The organism is Paenibacillus sp. IHB B 3084 (assembly GCF_001447315.1).
Classification (GTDB): Bacteria; Bacillota; Bacilli; order Paenibacillales; family Paenibacillaceae; genus Paenibacillus.
This window is the reverse complement of sequence record NZ_CP013203.1, coordinates 1,070,926-1,087,060: the sequence shown is the minus strand read 5'-3', so window position 1 is coordinate 1,087,060 and position 16,135 is coordinate 1,070,926. Positions and strand designations below refer to the sequence as shown.

At 46.2% G+C, this 16,135-nt stretch carries 15 protein-coding genes and 2 pseudogenes; 15 read left to right on the top strand and 2 right to left on the bottom strand.

The genetic code is table 11. The features are described 5' to 3' along the window. Window positions 1-12 precede the first annotated feature (12 nt). The 9 genes and pseudogenes from ASL14_RS05065 (at window position 13) to ASL14_RS05025 (ending at window position 9,623) form a co-directional block, all read left to right on the top strand. Window positions 13-1,260, top strand: coding sequence for a TadA family conjugal transfer-associated ATPase (locus ASL14_RS05065; protein ID WP_134910691.1), 1,248 nt, complete (start codon window positions 13-15; stop codon window positions 1,258-1,260). Then, complete coding sequence (locus tag ASL14_RS05060) at window positions 1,257-2,054, top strand: type II secretion system F family protein (RefSeq protein WP_134910690.1); 798 nt, start codon at window positions 1,257-1,259, stop codon at window positions 2,052-2,054. Before ASL14_RS05065 ends, ASL14_RS05060 begins: the two co-directional genes overlap by 4 nt. An 18-nt stretch (window positions 2,055-2,072) precedes the next feature. Beyond that, a complete protein-coding gene (locus ASL14_RS05055; RefSeq protein ID WP_187644867.1) occupies window positions 2,073-2,945 on the top strand; it encodes a type II secretion system F family protein in 873 nt (290 codons plus the stop codon). Window positions 2,946-2,958: 13 nt separating this feature from the next. After that, complete coding sequence (locus ASL14_RS05050; protein WP_013309278.1) at window positions 2,959-3,150, top strand: Flp1 family type IVb pilin; 192 nt, start codon at window positions 2,959-2,961, stop codon at window positions 3,148-3,150. Then, window positions 3,150-3,818 carry a TadE family protein gene (locus tag ASL14_RS05045; protein ID WP_134910688.1) on the top strand — a complete coding sequence of 223 codons (669 nt, stop codon included), beginning with the start codon at window positions 3,150-3,152 and terminating at the stop codon, window positions 3,816-3,818. Before ASL14_RS05050 ends, ASL14_RS05045 begins: the two co-directional genes overlap by 1 nt. A 38-nt stretch (window positions 3,819-3,856) precedes the next feature. Continuing rightward, a pseudogene (locus ASL14_RS05040) lies at window positions 3,857-6,072 on the top strand (hypothetical protein). After that, window positions 6,041-7,060: a TadE/TadG family type IV pilus assembly protein gene (locus tag ASL14_RS05035; RefSeq protein ID WP_134910687.1), complete on the top strand. Its 1,020-nt coding sequence runs from the start codon at window positions 6,041-6,043 to the stop codon at window positions 7,058-7,060. Before ASL14_RS05040 ends, ASL14_RS05035 begins: the two are co-directional and overlap by 32 nt. A gap of 92 nt (window positions 7,061-7,152) precedes the next feature. After that, the gene (locus ASL14_RS05030; RefSeq protein WP_134910686.1) at window positions 7,153-7,665 is read left to right on the top strand and encodes an A24 family peptidase; all 513 of its coding nucleotides are present in this window, start codon (window positions 7,153-7,155) and stop codon (window positions 7,663-7,665) included. 65 nt (window positions 7,666-7,730) lie between these two features. Further along, entirely contained in the window at window positions 7,731-9,623 is a 1,893-nt protein-coding gene (locus ASL14_RS05025) for a DUF6382 domain-containing protein (RefSeq protein WP_134910685.1), read from the top strand. An 89-nt stretch (window positions 9,624-9,712) separates the two neighbouring features. Here ASL14_RS05025 and ASL14_RS05020 read toward each other — a convergent pair whose 3' ends face one another. Beyond that, window positions 9,713-9,937, bottom strand: coding sequence for a helix-turn-helix domain-containing protein (locus ASL14_RS05020; RefSeq protein WP_014280414.1), 225 nt, complete (start codon window positions 9,935-9,937; stop codon window positions 9,713-9,715). 266 nt (window positions 9,938-10,203) lie between these two features. Here ASL14_RS05020 and ASL14_RS05015 point away from each other — a divergent pair, with 266 nt between their 5' ends. From ASL14_RS05015 to ASL14_RS05005, 4 genes and pseudogenes are all read left to right on the top strand, one after another. Further along, window positions 10,204-10,863, top strand: coding sequence for a hypothetical protein (locus tag ASL14_RS05015; RefSeq protein ID WP_134910684.1), 660 nt, complete (start codon window positions 10,204-10,206; stop codon window positions 10,861-10,863). 311 nt (window positions 10,864-11,174) lie between these two features. Further along, a pseudogene (locus ASL14_RS27790) lies at window positions 11,175-11,885 on the top strand (WXG100 family type VII secretion target); the annotation flags it as partial. A 53-nt stretch (window positions 11,886-11,938) separates the two neighbouring features. Next, entirely contained in the window at window positions 11,939-12,379 is a 441-nt protein-coding gene (locus ASL14_RS27785) for a hypothetical protein (protein WP_223264320.1), read from the top strand. A gap of 14 nt (window positions 12,380-12,393) precedes the next feature. Continuing rightward, the gene (locus ASL14_RS05005; protein WP_134910683.1) at window positions 12,394-12,744 is read left to right on the top strand and encodes a hypothetical protein; all 351 of its coding nucleotides are present in this window, start codon (window positions 12,394-12,396) and stop codon (window positions 12,742-12,744) included. A gap of 134 nt (window positions 12,745-12,878) precedes the next feature. Here the strand turns inward: ASL14_RS05005 and ASL14_RS05000 are convergent, their stop codons facing one another. Then, on the bottom strand, window positions 12,879-13,793 hold the full coding sequence (locus ASL14_RS05000; protein WP_134910682.1) for a TIGR01777 family oxidoreductase: 915 nt from the start codon (window positions 13,791-13,793) through the stop codon (window positions 12,879-12,881). Between the two features lie 272 nt (window positions 13,794-14,065). Here ASL14_RS05000 and ASL14_RS04995 point away from each other — a divergent pair, with 272 nt between their 5' ends. Beyond that, a complete protein-coding gene (locus ASL14_RS04995) occupies window positions 14,066-15,193 on the top strand; it encodes a deoxyribonuclease IV (protein ID WP_134910681.1) in 1,128 nt (375 codons plus the stop codon). 22 nt (window positions 15,194-15,215) lie between these two features. After that, a complete protein-coding gene (gene purU / locus ASL14_RS04990) occupies window positions 15,216-16,115 on the top strand; it encodes a formyltetrahydrofolate deformylase (protein WP_134910680.1) in 900 nt (299 codons plus the stop codon). Window positions 16,116-16,135: the final 20 nt, after the last annotated feature.

Below are 16,135 nucleotides of genomic sequence, written 5' to 3'. Positions count from 1 at the left end.
GGGACGATGAACATGAATGAAGAACGGTTTCGTGCACTACGAGCGGATATCCGTGGAGGACTGGACGTCACGTCCTCGGTAGGGGATGCAGAGTTAGTGCGGCATATTGAAAATCGAATTTTGCATGACACAGAGCTGGCAGGTTTGACCTCCAGAGAAAAGCATGCGCTGGTCCGTAAAATTTTCAATTCCTTCCGTGGGCTGGATGTGCTCCAGCCGTTGATCGATGATCCCACGGTTACGGAAATTATGATTAACAGTCACCGGGAAATTTTTGTGGAGCGGGCAGGTGAGGTGATCCAGGCACCCGATCAATTTGAATCCCGTGAACGATTGGAGGATTTGATCCAGACGATTGTTGCCGGAGTGAACCGGATTGTGAATGAGTCTTCGCCGATTGTCGACGCCCGATTAAAGGATGGATCACGCGTAAATATTGTGCTACCGCCAGTCGCTCTCAAAGGACCGACGATGACGATACGGAAGTTTCCCGAGCGTCCAATGACGATGGATGACTTGATACGAATGGATGCGCTGGATGCAGAAGTAGCCAATATGCTCAAGGACTTGGTACGCAGCAAGTACAATATTTTTATAAGCGGCGGTACGGGGTCTGGTAAAACGACCTTTCTAAATGCATTATCCCAATTTATCCCGCCATCGGAACGGATTATTACGATTGAGGACTCGGCAGAGCTGCAAATTGTAACTGTCCCTAATCTGGTTTCCATGGAAACACGGAATGCCAACACCGAGGGGAAGGGGGAAATCACGATTCGTGATCTGATTCGTTCCTCCCTGCGTATGCGTCCCAATCGCATTGTGGTGGGTGAGGTAAGGGGGAGCGAGGCCTTGGATATGCTGCAAGCAATGAATACAGGACATGATGGCTCGTTATCAACTGGCCACGCAAATAATATCCGTGATATGGTCAGCCGACTGGAAACGATGGTGCTCGGAGGGGCAGAGCTTCCGCTTGGAGTAGTCCGGCAGCAGATCAGCTCGGCTATTGATATATTCGTGCATTTGTCACGGTTGCGGGACAAATCCAGACGGGTGCTGGAAATTAGCGAAGTAGCTGGCTTTAAAAATGGTGAAGTGGTGCTCAATCCGCTCTATCGTTTTCAGGAACGGGGCGAAAGTAAAGGACGCATCGTCGGAGGGCTGGAGCGTTGTGGTGAAGGTTTGCAACATACGTTGAAGCTGCAAATGGCCGGTATGAAGCCGGAAAGCTGGAGCAGGGGGAAAGCGTCGGTATGAAGCCAGGAAAAGCGGCTGTGAAGCCGGAGCAAGCATCCCGTCAGACTACTTCCCTGCCAGACTATACGGTATATACATTGTCATCTGTGCAAAAAAGCCTGTGTATCCTCTTTAGTGGCGTGCTATTCGCGATGATTGGCTATCTTTTTTATCATCAATGGATATTGTCGTTGCTGTGCGCTGCCGGAGCTTTGGTGACGCCTCGTTATTTTCGGCAGTTTTTGCTGCAACGGCGCAGGTCGGCTCTAAGCATTCAATTCAAGCAGGCTTTATATTCGCTCTCGTCTTCCCTTTCGGCGGGGAGGTCGGTGGAGAACGGCTTTCGTGAGGCCGTGGAGGATTTAAGGCTGCTTAGCCCGGATGGAGATCATGATCTGATTTTTGAATTTAACATTATTACAGCCTGTCTGGAAATTGGACAACCCGTGGAGACGGCTTTGCAGGATTTTGCTCGTCGGGCGCAGATGGAGGACATTACGAATTTTGCGGACGTGTTTGCAGCTTGCAAACGAACCGGGGGTGATCTGGTGGAGGTCGTGCGACGGGCTTCAAGTGTTATAGGGGAGAAGCTGGAAATTCAGCAAGAGATCGGTGTGATGATCGCGCAGAAACGTTTTGAATCTAGGGTTATGTTTGCGGCGCCTTTTCTGTTTGTACTGTTTATGACAATGACTGCGGGAGATTACATGATGCCGTTATACAGCGGGACAGGTATGATTTTGTCTACCTTTTGCCTATTGGTGCTTGGTGGCTGCCTCGTATGGATTAACCACATTATGAAAATTGAGGTGTAAGGAGAGATAGGCGTGGTGATGTTGGTTTGTCTGGTCATGCTGGTTCTGCAAGTGGGAGGTTGGGTGGTGCTGAACCGGATGTACGGTGCTAAGTATGCGAGCTTTCGCCATATGAAGCTGGAAGGACTGCGCCTGCAAAGGCTCTCGGTTCCTTTCGTACACATGATCCATGCTTCACGTGCCGCCCAAAGACTGCCTTTGCTGATGTTCAAGCTCCAGCGCTCGGTACAAAAGCTGTACGGTATGCGCAACAGTGGGGAAAAAACGATGCTTTTTCTGGCCGAAATGGTGGGTTACGGATACATGATGGCGGCTGGTGGAGCTTTAATATCGCTCATGATGGGCGGAGATGCGACCGGGCTGGTGCTCGGATTGGGGCTGGGTATTCTGGTGCCCATCGCGCTGGTCAAGGATCTGCACGGAAAGGTACAGAAGCGGGATCAGCAAATTTTAATGGAATTGCCTGAATTACTGAGTAAAATCATGCTTTTGGTCGGCGCAGGCGAGACAGTACAGCGGGCATTGCTTCATTGCGTGGAGCGCAAAGGGGCGGATACGGTACATCCGTTGTACCGGGAGCTGCGTCAGACGGTGGGGGAATGGGAAAGCGGCTATTCCTTTCAACAGGCATTTGAGCATTTGAGCAAGCGCTGCGGCATTCAGGAAATGACGGTGTTTACGACAACAGTGTTACTGAATATGAGACGCGGCGGGAGCGATTTTGTGATGGCTTTACGTGAGTTGTCCCAGACGCTATGGAACAAGCGGACTTCGATTAGCCGCACAAGAGGGGAGCAGGCTTCGTCTAAGCTGGTATTTCCGATGGCGCTGATTTTGCTAACGGTTATTGTGCTGGTGGGCGCTCCCGCCTTAATGATGATGAATATGTAGGAGGAATACAACGATGATGACATTAGTAACAGGTAGTATTCGTAAATTGTACAAGGATGAGGACGGTTTGGGCACGTTAGAAATGATTCTGATTATCGCGATTCTGATTGCGGTGGCGATTATTTTCAAGGATCAGATCAAGAAGATTGTAGAAGGTCTGTTGAAAAAAGCGGATAAAAAGAGTAACGACTTCATGGATTCATAATGCTGCGCAATTTGGCACACAAAGAGGAAGGGAGCTTCTCATTGGAAGCTTCCCTCGTCTTTCCCATACTGTTGCTGGTCATTTTTGTGATGTTGTTTTTTTGCCTGTATATATATCAAAAATCCATCTTGGTGCAGGTCGCTTCTACGGCTTCGGAACGAGCCGCTTATAGCTGGGATAACAGCTTCAAGGAACCGCGTACAGGCGCATTCACCCAAGGACAACGAGATTCGCTTTATTGGCGCTTGAGGGATGATTCCATGCTGGGTGCCTTGTTTGGCTGGGCTGGAGCCAATAATCAGGTAAGTGTGCAGGTGCCCGGTGGAGGTGGAGGAGGCGATTTGCCCGCCCAGAAGCTGTCCCATGCCGAGAGTGGCATGCCTGCCGGTATGCAGGGACAGATGACATATGAGAACAGCCTGATCAGCCGTAAGGTGACGACAGAGCTGAATAAAATAGTGAAAGTGCCTTTGCTGAATCAGTTTCTGGATCAGACGGATTTACAGGGAACAATGAGCTCGGGTGTGGTAGAGCCTGTGGAATGGATTCGTACGGTAGAGCTGGTTCGATATTACGGAGCAAAATTTATGGGCAGAGGCTCAGGTGAAAAGATAAATCCGGCAGTTGCAGGACAAGTATTAACGCAATATGGACAGAACGGTCCGTAAGAAGCGGAGAACACGAATGGACTGAAAGGAGGAAGCGAGTGTTTGGAAAAGGACGTAATGCTAAGGATAGTGAGTTAGGAGCTGTCACGGTCTTTTTGATTCTGATTTTAGCGGTCATGTTTGGCTTTATTGCTGTTTTTATTGATTATGCACGAATTGCCGCGCTGCATGTGCAAACCGAACGGTTGACCCATGCGGCGGTTCGTTCAGTTATGTCTGCCTATGATCCGGCATTGCAACAGGATTACGGTCTGTTTGCCTATGGTGAGAGCAGCGGAGAGCAAATTATGGTCAAAGTGCTGAACGACAGCGCCAAGCGCACGCCGCGTGCAGACACACTGCCACTTATGAACACGAAGCTGGATTCAAGCTCTTTGCACATGGAAAGAGAGCTTGGTAAATATGCCATATTTAACGAGCAGATTCGTGAAGAAATGAAGTATAAAGCGCCTGTCGATTTTACAGTGGAAGTGCTGGAAAAGCTGAAGCCGCTCTCTCAGAACATGAAAGAAGCCTCGCATACGGTTGATTTGCTGAAACGGCTGCAAAAGCTGTATGACAAACGTGAGGCCAAGCTGGATGACATGCTGGAAAAGCAGCGTGAGGCAGGAGCTTATATGGAAGAGGTTCGCAGACGGATCATTAAACAGAGGGGCGCGTATATTCCTAATCAGTATATTTGGGATTCCCTTGAGGTTGTAGCCGATATTGCTGCCCAATATAAGCATTACGTGCATGTGTATGAGGATAATAAAAGAGTGTAGACGACGTTAAAATCATGCAGATCGAGAAATATGCGAGCAGGGCGAGATCGGCACTTGATCGTCTGGGCCAAGCCATGACCAAGGTAGGAAAAGAGCATGATGAGCTGCTTGTAGAGGCTAAGGAGCCGCTGAATGAAGCCAGGCAAATTAACGAAGAGATGCGTCTAGTCATTGCTCAATATAAACAGAGGGCTGCCAATGCAGGGTATGATGAGGTTTCCGCAGCCCCTACTCCGAGTGGAGGGAGCTCCAGTGCTGATCCGTCTGTAGGAAGCGCAAGGCAGAAGGCTGACGATTTATTGATTCCAGATCAGGAATTTGATCAGATGGAAGCGACTATAGAAAAGCAACGAATAGCTATTCATACGGTTAACAACAGATTAACGAGTATGATCCGTACGCTATCCTTTTATACAGATCCGAATCTCAATACAGATATGTTCAGACAAGAAGTGATCTCAACGCTCAAGGAAATGGATCAATATTTGAATGCATATGTCTGGTCAGGACCTTCTAATGTACTCGATGGTGAAGCCAGAGCAATGGACACGCGACGTGGACCTGATAAAGAACGCAAGAAAATGGAAAAAGAGGCGAAGAGCAAGCTCAAGCAAGCCTATCAGATCATTGAAATGCTTTCCAAAGGTACGCAAAGTGCCGGACCATTTCAAAAGTTGGAGCAGTATTACAATGAAAGTATCTCTTTTAACCAGTCTGCATCCAGCCCGTCTGTATCCGCTGATTTGTCCTATGATACCTATGATGCGGCAGGAGCTTCCATGGACAGTATGGATGGTCTATACGGGGCGGCATCCGGCTTGCTGACGCAACTAGGGGATGAATTTTTCCAGAATGAATATGCGCTTTCTTACTTTAATCACGTGGATTTTAGCCGATTTGGCAGTTTAGCCGGATCAGGTGGGAGGGTGGGGAATACAGCGCAAATTTTGGGAGATCAACTGGAGCCGAATAATCAGGAGGTCGAGTACATTCTGTACGGTTTCCATAATCCGACCGGAAATCTGGCCTCCGCTTATGGCGAGATTTTTGCTATGAGGCTGGCCATTCGCACGATGGAGGGTTTGGTCAAAAATAGCTCCAAGGGCAATCCGTTGGTTGTTTTGGCGGCAGCTCTTTTATATGGGGTAGAGAAGGCGATTGAAGATATGATTATGCTGGCCCAGAAGGGGTATGTGCCTCTGTCTGATTTTCTGAAATTTCGAATGACGTACAAGGATCATTTGAGATTGTTCCTCATGCTCCATAGCAATAATGAACGGAAAATGTCCCGTATGCTGGCATTGATCCGCCTGAATACAGATGTCAATCCTGCTGAACGGCAAACGTATGCAAGGGGCGAGGTTAAGAACGGGATGAGGCTGTTGTTTTTACCTGGGGTGATGAAGATGCTGGGCCTGGCCTCAGAGGAAGGCGAAAGCATTAAGGGAAGTGTGTACTATGTTACGAAAACAGCACATTTTTCTTATTAATCGGTATTTACAGCGAGTTGGTGGACGGAGTCGTCGTGAACAAGGAAGTATCGTTTTAGAAGCATCGCTGGTGTTGCCGTTGTTTTTGTTTTTTATTATTTTTCTGATTTATATGGTACAGATGACGCTGGTATCTACGGCCTTGCAGACCACCGCTTCAGAAGCGGTTAAACAGGTTTCGGCTAAAATCTATCCGGTGTCTCTGGCGGTGGATGCGGCGTCTGCGAAAATAGATGCATTCCGCCAGCCGCTGGATGAGCTGCCCAAGTTATCTGTGAGTGAATATGCAAGCCAATTCGCTGCCCAACTGCCACCTCCCATCGGTGATTGGGTGGAAAGTGCTGTGCAGGGGGGAAAAAAGCCCATGGAGGAGCTACGTGGGCGCTTGACAGAAGCCGCGCTTGATCCTGTTCTAAAGCCGCTGTTAAAGCCTTTTATAGAGGATAGCATTCTGGAGTATGACCGTATACATGTAACGAACGTGCATGTGCCGTCTCTTACGGGAACTAAGGACCCTTATTTTAGGGTGGAGCTGTCTTATGAGCTGCCGATGAAGGTTCCTTTTCTGTATCGTAGTATTGTACTCCAGACAGCGGCAGAGGAACGTCTCTGGATTGGTGACACGGGAGAGGGAGCAGGTACAGGAGATGCTACAGCGGTTAAGGATGCCCGGGGTTCCATACAGCTGCTTGCCAAGCCTGAGCCTGCCGTGAAGGGTGTATATAACTTGATCAAGGCCAAAGTGGAACCCGGAACGTCAGCTAATCTTTCTGTACTTTATAAGTCGGGCCAAAGCACGGCTCAACACTTGGGCTGGACCTCTGCCGATGCGGACGGGATTATTGAATGGAACTGGTTTGTAGGTACAAACACGACACCCGGTCAATGGAGCTTTGTGATCGAAACGGACGATGGACAACGTATCGAGGTTCCATTTTCGGTAGAGAAGACGACCGACGGGGAGGGGAACACGGATGGTTCGCCATAGCACGGATATATGGGAACATTGCGAATAGATAGAGAAAATAACGATGGAAAAGGTTTGAAACGCTTCGTGCTTATCATTAGGGGGGAATTGCATTGACGTGGATGTATATCGTATGTGGTGTTTTGCTGGCGATTGCGCTGGTGACGGATTTACGTAGTATGAAAATTCCTAACAAGCTTACGCTGCCCGGCATGGCGATGGGCGTGCTGTTTAATACGATGTCTGGGGGATGGCATGGATTTTTATTTGCAGCGGCTGGATTGGGGACGGGATTCGGCTTCATGTTGATTCTGTACTGGATGGGAGCTGTCGGTGCAGGCGATGTGAAGCTGTTTGGCTTGATCGGAGCATGGGCGGGGGCTGCTTTTGCTTGGCAGTCGGCTCTCTATTCGATTTTTTTCGCAGGTATTATTGGTTTGGTGATCCTGCTGTGGAGACGGGAAACCATGATGAGATTGAGGCGTGTGGCTTTTAATCTGGGAGGATTCTTTCTGTTTCGTAGCGGCAAGGCGCTGACGAACGGGAGGGAGGCACACCTCAGGTTTCCTTTTATGACCGCCGTCATTCCGGGAGCGATCAGTGCTTATCTTTATTTTTTGCCATAACTTAAGCAGTTGGGTATATATGATGGTGCTCACGGGGATCGGGAAAATGCTAAGGAGGTCATGAATTGTTTGGTTTAAGCAGGGATTTTGCCCGCAACGGCGGGACATTTATGATTTTGAACAAGGAAGGCGGGCTTAAGACCGATGATTTAAATTCCGTGCAAACCGGAATGATGACTGGTAATCGGATTCCCGGTCTTCTGGAGCTGAGAATCAAGGACGTCGATTTTCAGGTGGAGCTGCACTACGATATTTCGGGTCAACGTATGCTGTCCCAGGTATGGAAGGGAGGGGGAGTGTCGTCTTCCGATTTCTATCGGATTCTTTTTGAAGTGGCGGATGCCCTCCATCGTAGTCCGCAGTATATGCTGGATATGCGCCAATTTATTTTGCATGAGGATTATATCTTTATGAGCGGTTCAGGCTCAAGGGAAAACGTCAGTTTAACCTATGTTCCTTTGCAGGGGGGACTGTATGAAGGACAGGCTGGGAGCCAATTTAAGCAATTGGTTATTCGCTTGATGACACGTGTGGTTCATTTTCAAGGGGACCATATGCAGTATATATTTGAATTATGTGATAGGGATGGATTTGATCCGAGAGCGTTGAAGGAGCTGCTGTTGCAAGGGATGGCAGTCGGCGCAGACAGCTTTAGCCCTCAAAGTGAAGATGAAGAAGGACGCAGCAGAGATACCCGTGTTCGAATGGGAGTTCAAGGAGAGCGTGACGGATTGCATTCAACAGATGTATACGGAAAATCTTTTCCGTCAGTCGATCATTCAACGAGCCGAGCGGCATATGAGCAAGGAGAAGAATCTAAATTCTTCGCCTCAAGGAGCCAGAGATCTCAGAAAAAAATGCATGAGGATCAGGAGACGCTTCAGGAGATTCAGGACCTTAAACGGATCAATCGGCTCAAGCCGTCCGTAAAGCCCCAGGAGAATGATGAGGCAGATGTAGAAATTGAAGAAACGGAGCCTGCGTTGCAGAAGTATAAAACGTACATTGCTTTAGGCTGTCTTCTCGCTTCGGCTATCGTGTGGCGCTATATTTATTTGGACCATCCAGATACGGTGCCGCTGGTTATTTCCGTTGTGCTGACCTTGGTACTCGCAGCCGTTGCTTATATGAGCTGGACGGGAAAATGGGGGCGCAAGAGCGCTTCGTCGTATGCCTATGCCGATTCAGTTCCTGTGCTGGATTCGGAATGGCTTGGCGCAGCTTCTCCTGCACAGCGGAAAAATGACCGTTATCAGGTCGATAAGCTAACCGAATTCGTAGCAGGGCATCAGAATAGGGATAAGCACTCTTCCAATTCAGGTGATCAAGGACAGGAAAGCTGGCGCTGGTCTTTTCCTGACCCGGAATCTGAAAATATGGGTAGCCAGGCGGGAGAAAGAGGTAAAGCTTCTGCACATCGCGACTTGCATGAGCCGCAGGAGATAGGTGCGGATCGGAGGAATGATTTGGAAGCCAGTGATACCAGCGAGGCATATTATAAATCCTTGTCTGGTGTGACGGAGCTGCTAAATACTACATCAAGGCAGGAAACGGTGCTGCTTCGTGCAGATCAAGGCGTACATATTCCATACGTTCAAAAATCACCGATTGCCTGTCTGGAACGCAAGCCACCGGGAAGTGGAGCGGCCGAGCGCATCCGATTGCAGTCGGACCAATTTGTTGCAGGCAGCTTCTTCATCGGAAGAGAGCCACAATTGGTACAGTTTGTGGAGCATACGGAGGGAGCGTCCCGTTCTCATATTGAGCTTTGTATTGATGCAGAAGGACAAGGTCACATCGTCAAGGATTTGTCCTCGACGAACGGAACCGTTCTGAACGGAGAGCCAATGGTGCCATACAAGGAGTATGTTATGAAGGACGGAGACACTTTTAAAATAGCCGGAGTATCCTATACTTATCGGCTGGAATCTTTTAAATCTTCTTCCAATGCCTCTTGAGTGAAGGGTAGTTTATTTATGTGTGTATAGAAGAAAAAGAAGCCCGTTTAATGTATTGGGCTTCTTTTTGACGTTTAAGTTGGGGGTAGCTATTGAGTATTTTGATTCAATTTATCATCTGGAGTATGTTCAATGACATCTGTCAAATTACATTCTAGCTTGTTACATATATCGTCGATAATTTTCATAGCTATGTACTCGTTACGCCACATTTTAGCGGCAGTTGACGGGGAAATATTCATTAGTTTTATAAACTCCATTTTAGAGATTTTCTTTTTAATTAAAGTTATTTGTAATGGTTCAAAACTAATCATTTATCATTCTCCTTCTTTAGTACCAGGTAACATAAAAAAATATGATATAATTCCAACAAGTCGGAAATAATTACGTGAAAACAGTTGAATAATAAAAAGGTTGGTGATATCATTTATAATAAGTCGTAAATATATGCGACAAAGTGAAAAAAAGTGTTTTAAAGAGAAACTGGTGAAACAAAGCTAAGCTATATCATATCATCCTAAAAAAATGATGTACAGCACCCTAGCTTTGCTATGGCCATTTTACCAGAATAGAACTGGAGATGATACTTATAATTACAAGATATAAATTCAACAAACAAGACATTAAAAACATTATTCGCATTCGACAAGTTTGGGGACAAGAAGTAAGTAGTGAAGAAACAGAGTTGTATTATTACCACATTATGGACGTGCTTAATCGAAAATGGCAAACGATTGGCTATAACGTTTCAGACGCTATTCGAGTATTTCAAAATGGATGTGACGATAAATGGACATATATTATTGAGCAAGCCCCATATAATTCTGATCTCACTACTAATGATCTAATTAATATGCTCAGTATTACTTCTGATGCTTCGCGTACTCGAAATGCTATACAAATTATACTGAATACAGTTGAAAGACGAAATGACTTTGTTAATCGAATGGTTAATGTGAACGAAGAAAGTACACTTCTTCTTTTACGCGCGATGCAAGAGCAATATCTTACGTATAATCAACCTTCAGACGAGGAATTTATGAAACTGTACACTGTAAATCCAGTGAATGCCTTAACTTTATATTTCCTTGAACCCGTGGACATTATTGCATTTTGGGAGTGGGAAACTGCTGGTGGTACGTGTGAAAAAGTCATTCAATATAAACTTGAAAAACCTTTGATGACTTTGATTCAGGCGATAGAACGTGCTGAGGATGAAACAAGTCTGTCTTTCCTTTGAGAAGTACATAAACGAATAGAAGATATCAACAATCCCTCTATTCCGTAAAGGAGCTTATCTATGTACAAAACCGGAAGACTCATTGACGGTAAACTTTTTCTCAAGACTTGCGACGGTAAATGGATTAGTCTTCGATTACTCATTCTTCTTGTGAAAAGAACGTGTGAATGACGATTTGCTGATACTCGGAACTGAGTCTTTTGATACAGGCAAAAAGATGTATTTTTCTTATAACAATTAGGAATTGAGACGGTTTTCCATGAATTTGAATAATGCTATCATGTCATAACGAACTTGAACCGAGGTAAATTATGACAACCATTAAAGTGACACCGGAACAACTGATGTCTGTCTCCAAGCAATTTGAGCTTGCACAGAAAACGGCGAATCAGATGAATAATCAATTGACACAGCGCATTTCTTTTATGGAACAATCATGGGATGGTACAACGAAGCAACGCTTTTACTATGATTTTCATAGCGTTCAAAAGAATATGAATGACTTTGTTACCCTGACGGATTCCATTGCGAAGGAGTTACGTCACCATGCGGATAAATTCAGATTAGCGGATCTGATGGAAGCAGGGAAAATAGATGCAAGTTGCTTACCGCCTCCACCTAATTCATGTGCCGTTCCTGCTCCAGATACACGAAACGCGTTCCAGAAATCGGCAGATAGCTTGACCGAGCTGGGTGAGGATTTTGTAGCCGCCAATTCGGTGCGCTATGAGAAGAAATTCGATTCGGTATGGAGCTTCCTAGATTATATGTCATATGGTATTCCAAAAGGAATGTATCAAGGATATATGGAACGAGCAGCTAAACAAAACGATTCATGGAATGACATGCTCAATTTCGGTACATTTGGAGTAACGGGTATGATCCAGGGGCCTTTAATCCCACCAATGCATGGTCAAAGGAACACTGGACTAATATGATCGGTACAGCTGGATTATTTGGAGGAGTTAGTTCAGTAATCAAGCCCAAGATTGGATTGGGATCGTCAATAAAATATGAGGTGAAATCTGGAGCTACTATTCAAGTTGAAGGGACTTCGAATCGATTATCTGATACTATGTTAGGTAAGAATGATGCTGACCCGTTCAGGGATATATATGGCCCCGGCCGACTTTCTCATCCAGAAGAGTGGAATAACATTATTAAAAATACACAAGAAGCCGGAGTTGAAGTTAGGATTCTGGATAGAGATATTATGGCATATGCCCCCAAAGGATCCGGCAAGCCCGGACAACTGAATATATATGAGGATGCTTCAATTAGTGCATTGCGACATGAGTATCAACATTTCCTTGATGATAAGGCTAAAGGATTTCCTAGTTTGGATGTAACATATGAATTCAAAAGTAGGATTATCATGGAGCTTAGAGCTTATATGGTGGAGATAAAAGAAGCAGAGAGGATTGGAAATAAGGAACTTGCAGAGCACCTCTGGAACAATTACAGGGATGAACGGCAGTATCTTTTGGAGAATTATGGGCCAGTTAAACTAGATTGAATGGAGATCATAAAATGAAGCTACTTACTTTATCTAAAGAAATACGAGAGGGAAAAATAAGTGACGATCAATTGGTGGAATGTTTGGATATCCATCATAATCAGGTTCAGCTGAATGCTATGAGTCAGATAGCTAAAAAGAAGCTGTGTAGTGAGAAAATAATCGAAAAATTGAAACATATTAGCCAGTTCAGAGATCCCAAGGTAAACAAGCTTTTTGGTATTGATACTCTTGGACACTATAGTATTGCTGTGCTTCGAGTATTGAACACTTCGGAATCTATAAAACAATATGAAATGCTGATGACTGAGCTTGATGATTTTGATAAAGAAATAGTTGAAAGGATAGCTGGAGGCATAGGTTAATAGGCATTGCAAGCAATCTGTCATAGCTCCAATATGTAACTAAAATCATCTTGTGCGAAAATATTTCATACCTAATAAAAGAGGAACCCTAAGCTGATAAAGATCTTATCAGTCCAGAGTTCCTCTTTTTAAATTTAATGCTGCTTATGAGGAGAATGTAGTTCCTCCAGTGCTTCCTTGAGTGAAGGATAGTTAAACTGAAATCCATGCTCCAGCGCCTTGCGCGGGATTACTTTTTGACCGTCCAATACGAGGGTACTCATCTCACCGACTAGCTTTTGTACGAGAACGCCGGGAACGGGAAACCAGTGTGGACGGTGGTATACCTCAGCCACTGTTTTACCAAACTGGTCGTTCGTCAACGGGTATGGTGATGATGCGTTCACAGCCCCGGTGATATCCGGCGTATGGATGCAGTGGGTGATCAGGCGGACGATATCCTCAATATGAATCCAGCTCATCCATTGATGGCCGCTGCCTATTTTGCCGCCGAATCCGAAGCTGTAAGGCAGCTTCATCAGTGGAAATGCACCGCGTTTGCTGTCCAGTACGAGACTAATGCGCAGCTTGATTAACCGGGTATTGGAAGGGTAGCCGTTGGCGGCTTCCTCCCACTGCTCGACCACTTGAGATAGAAAGTCTTCCGAACGGCGCGGGCTGGTTTCATCGAACGTTTCAGTAAGAGATGTACCGTAGGCGGCGACAGCCGAAGCCTGAATGATAACTTCCGGCTTTTTTTGCAGAGCATTTAGTGCTTGGGCCAATTTGGCAACAGACAGCAGGCGTGATTGGAGAATTCTTTGCTTGGACTTGTCCGTCCAGCGCTGATTCAGCGTCTCTCCTGCTAAATTAATGGCCGCGTCTGTGCCCTCTAATGATTCAGGCTTTTGTTTCAGTTCGTTCCAGCTCATATATTGCAAACGTGGGCTCGCTTCGTGACCTACCATGGGTTTACGGGTGATTACCTTCACCGTATGCCCGTCGTTGAGCAAGCTTTTGGTCAGCGCACACCCTACTAATCCAGTACCTCCGCATATGACGATGTTCATGGAGTTTGACTCTCCTTCCGATTCGCAAAAAAATATGTATGTTATAGAATATAACCCTTTTCGAGAAAAAAACCTCATTCGAATGTACCTGTATACGTTAAAGGATGTCAATCCATGCTTTCATTTACCCCGTTTCTCTTCGTGTAATCCTGAATTGTGTGTGGACTACCATAAAAGCCATGTTGTTTGATTTCAATAATCACGTTAAAATGATTAAATCAAAATAAGACAAGCATAACAGAATAACAAGGATAAGGGGATGAAACCGAATCATGCTGAAAATTGGTTCTCATGTGTCCTTCTCGGACAAGGGTCTGCTCAGCGCTACAAAAGAAGCGTCTTCTTACGGGTCCAGCTCGTTCATGATATACACGGGGGCACCGCAAAACACGCGTCGTAAGCCGATGGAATCCATGTATCTGGAGGAAGGCAAGCAGCTGATGGCTGAAAAAGGGATGGATGATATCGTGGTGCATGCCCCGTATATTATCAATCTCGGCTCTTACAAAGAAAATACCTATGAGCTGGCAGTTAGCTTTCTTCAGGAGGAAATTCGTCGCACCCACGCGATTGGCGTGAAAAATATCGTGCTTCATCCGGGCGCTTTTACCGATAAGGATGCAGAGTACGGGATTCAGCGTATTGCTGATGGCTTGAACGAGGTACTGAACGGTGTGAAGGAGACGGATGTTAACATTGCGCTGGAAACGATGGCAGGCAAAGGCACCGAAATGGGCCGCAGCTTCGAAGAAATTGCCTCCATTATAGATAAAGTAGAGTACAACGAGCGTCTTACTGTCTGTATGGATACCTGTCACATTCACGATGCGGGCTATGACATTGTGAATGATCTGGACGGCGTGCTGGAGCAATTTGATCGTATTGTCGGGCTGGATCGTATCGCTGTGGTTCACGTTAATGACAGTAAAAATGCGGTTGGCGCTCATAAAGATCGTCATACTCCGATTGGATCTGGCTGGATTGGCTATCAGACCATTCATAATGTGGTGCATCATGAAGCACTTCAAGGACGTCCATTTATTTTGGAAACGCCATGGATCGGAAAGGAAGCCAAAACTCAGCGTCCAATGTATGAGGTTGAAATCGCTTTGCTTCGCGGGAATGTGAAGGAGCGTTTTGGCGATGAATTTTTGGGTCAGGTAGAGCAGTTGCATTCGTTTTTCAAAAAACAGGATGTGGACGTGCGTAACTTTGTGCTGGATACCTGGACGCTGCTGAAAAATGATGCCAAAGCGAAAAAGGCCGATCCGCGCGAGCCGCTGGAACGTCTGTATGACATGATAACGGAAGCAACACTGTTTCCGGAGTTGAGCGAAGAACATATTAATCATCGTCTGATTGCCTGGTTTGCCGGCAGTCATTTGCCAGTGACGGTATAAGCCGAGGGGGATTTGTAGCCACATGGAACTTCACGTAAAACATCAGCCAAACAGTACTCAATCTGCGCATGAAAACCGTGCGCGTATGCTCGTATCCTGTCCTGATGGCCCGGGTATTGTAGCGGCCGTGTCTCGCTTTTTGTACGAGCATGGCGCCAATATTGTTCAATCTGATCAATACACGATGGACCCGTCCGGCGGCATGTTTTTTATGCGGGTTGAATTTGATCTGCCATACTTGAGTGAAACCCAGCCCCAACTGGAGCAAGATTTTGCCGCGGTTGCAGAACAATTCCGGATGGAGTGGACGATTTCAGCGGTCAGCCGCAAGAAAAAGCTCGCCATTTTCGTTTCCAAAGAAGATCATTGTCTGGTGGAGCTATTGTGGCAATGGCAGGCAGGGGATCTGGACGCGGATATTTCTCTGGTGGTCAGCAATCATCCAGATATGAAGGAGTATGTGGAATCGTTCGGCATTCCGTATCACCATATTCCGGTGACAGCCGATACCAAACCGGAGGCGGAACGCCGTCAACTAGAGGTCATTGGTGAAGATATCGACGTCATTATTTTGGCCCGGTACATGCAGATTATTTCACCCAAGTTTATTGAGCATTACCGCAACCGGATCATTAATATCCATCATTCGTTCCTGCCTGCATTCGTGGGTGGGAAGCCATATGCCCAAGCCTATAATCGCGGTGTGAAAATTATTGGCGCAACCGCGCATTATGTAACTGAGGAACTGGACGGTGGCCCGATCATCGAGCAGGACGTACAGCGGGTAAGCCACGGAGATGATGTCAATGAGTTAAAACGGATCGGTCGCACTATTGAGAGAGTCGTTTTGGCAAGAGCCGTGAAGTGGCATGCGGAGGACCGAATTTTGGTTCATGAAAATAAAACGGTCGTTTTTAACTGATTTTTATATTTTTTAAAATA

Coding starts and splice junctions, on each gene's coding strand:
- ASL14_RS05065 (WP_134910691.1), top strand. CDS start 13: ATGAATGAAGAACGGTTTCGTGCACTACGAGCGGATATCCGTGGAGGA.
- ASL14_RS05060 (WP_134910690.1), top strand. CDS start 1,257: ATGAAGCCAGGAAAAGCGGCTGTGAAGCCGGAGCAAGCATCCCGTCAG.
- ASL14_RS05055 (WP_187644867.1), top strand. CDS start 2,073: ATGTTGGTTTGTCTGGTCATGCTGGTTCTGCAAGTGGGAGGTTGGGTG.
- ASL14_RS05050 (WP_013309278.1), top strand. CDS start 2,959: ATGATGACATTAGTAACAGGTAGTATTCGTAAATTGTACAAGGATGAG.
- ASL14_RS05045 (WP_134910688.1), top strand. CDS start 3,150: ATGCTGCGCAATTTGGCACACAAAGAGGAAGGGAGCTTCTCATTGGAA.
- ASL14_RS05035 (WP_134910687.1), top strand. CDS start 6,041: ATGTTACGAAAACAGCACATTTTTCTTATTAATCGGTATTTACAGCGA.
- ASL14_RS05020 (WP_014280414.1), bottom strand. CDS start 9,937: ATGATTAGTTTTGAACCATTACAAATAACTTTAATTAAAAAGAAAATC.
- ASL14_RS05015 (WP_134910684.1), top strand. CDS start 10,204: ATGATACTTATAATTACAAGATATAAATTCAACAAACAAGACATTAAA.
- ASL14_RS27785 (WP_223264320.1), top strand. CDS start 11,939: ATGTTAGGTAAGAATGATGCTGACCCGTTCAGGGATATATATGGCCCC.
- ASL14_RS05005 (WP_134910683.1), top strand. CDS start 12,394: ATGAAGCTACTTACTTTATCTAAAGAAATACGAGAGGGAAAAATAAGT.
- ASL14_RS05000 (WP_134910682.1), bottom strand. CDS start 13,793: ATGAACATCGTCATATGCGGAGGTACTGGATTAGTAGGGTGTGCGCTG.
- ASL14_RS04995 (WP_134910681.1), top strand. CDS start 14,066: ATGCTGAAAATTGGTTCTCATGTGTCCTTCTCGGACAAGGGTCTGCTC.
- purU (WP_134910680.1), top strand. CDS start 15,216: ATGGAACTTCACGTAAAACATCAGCCAAACAGTACTCAATCTGCGCAT.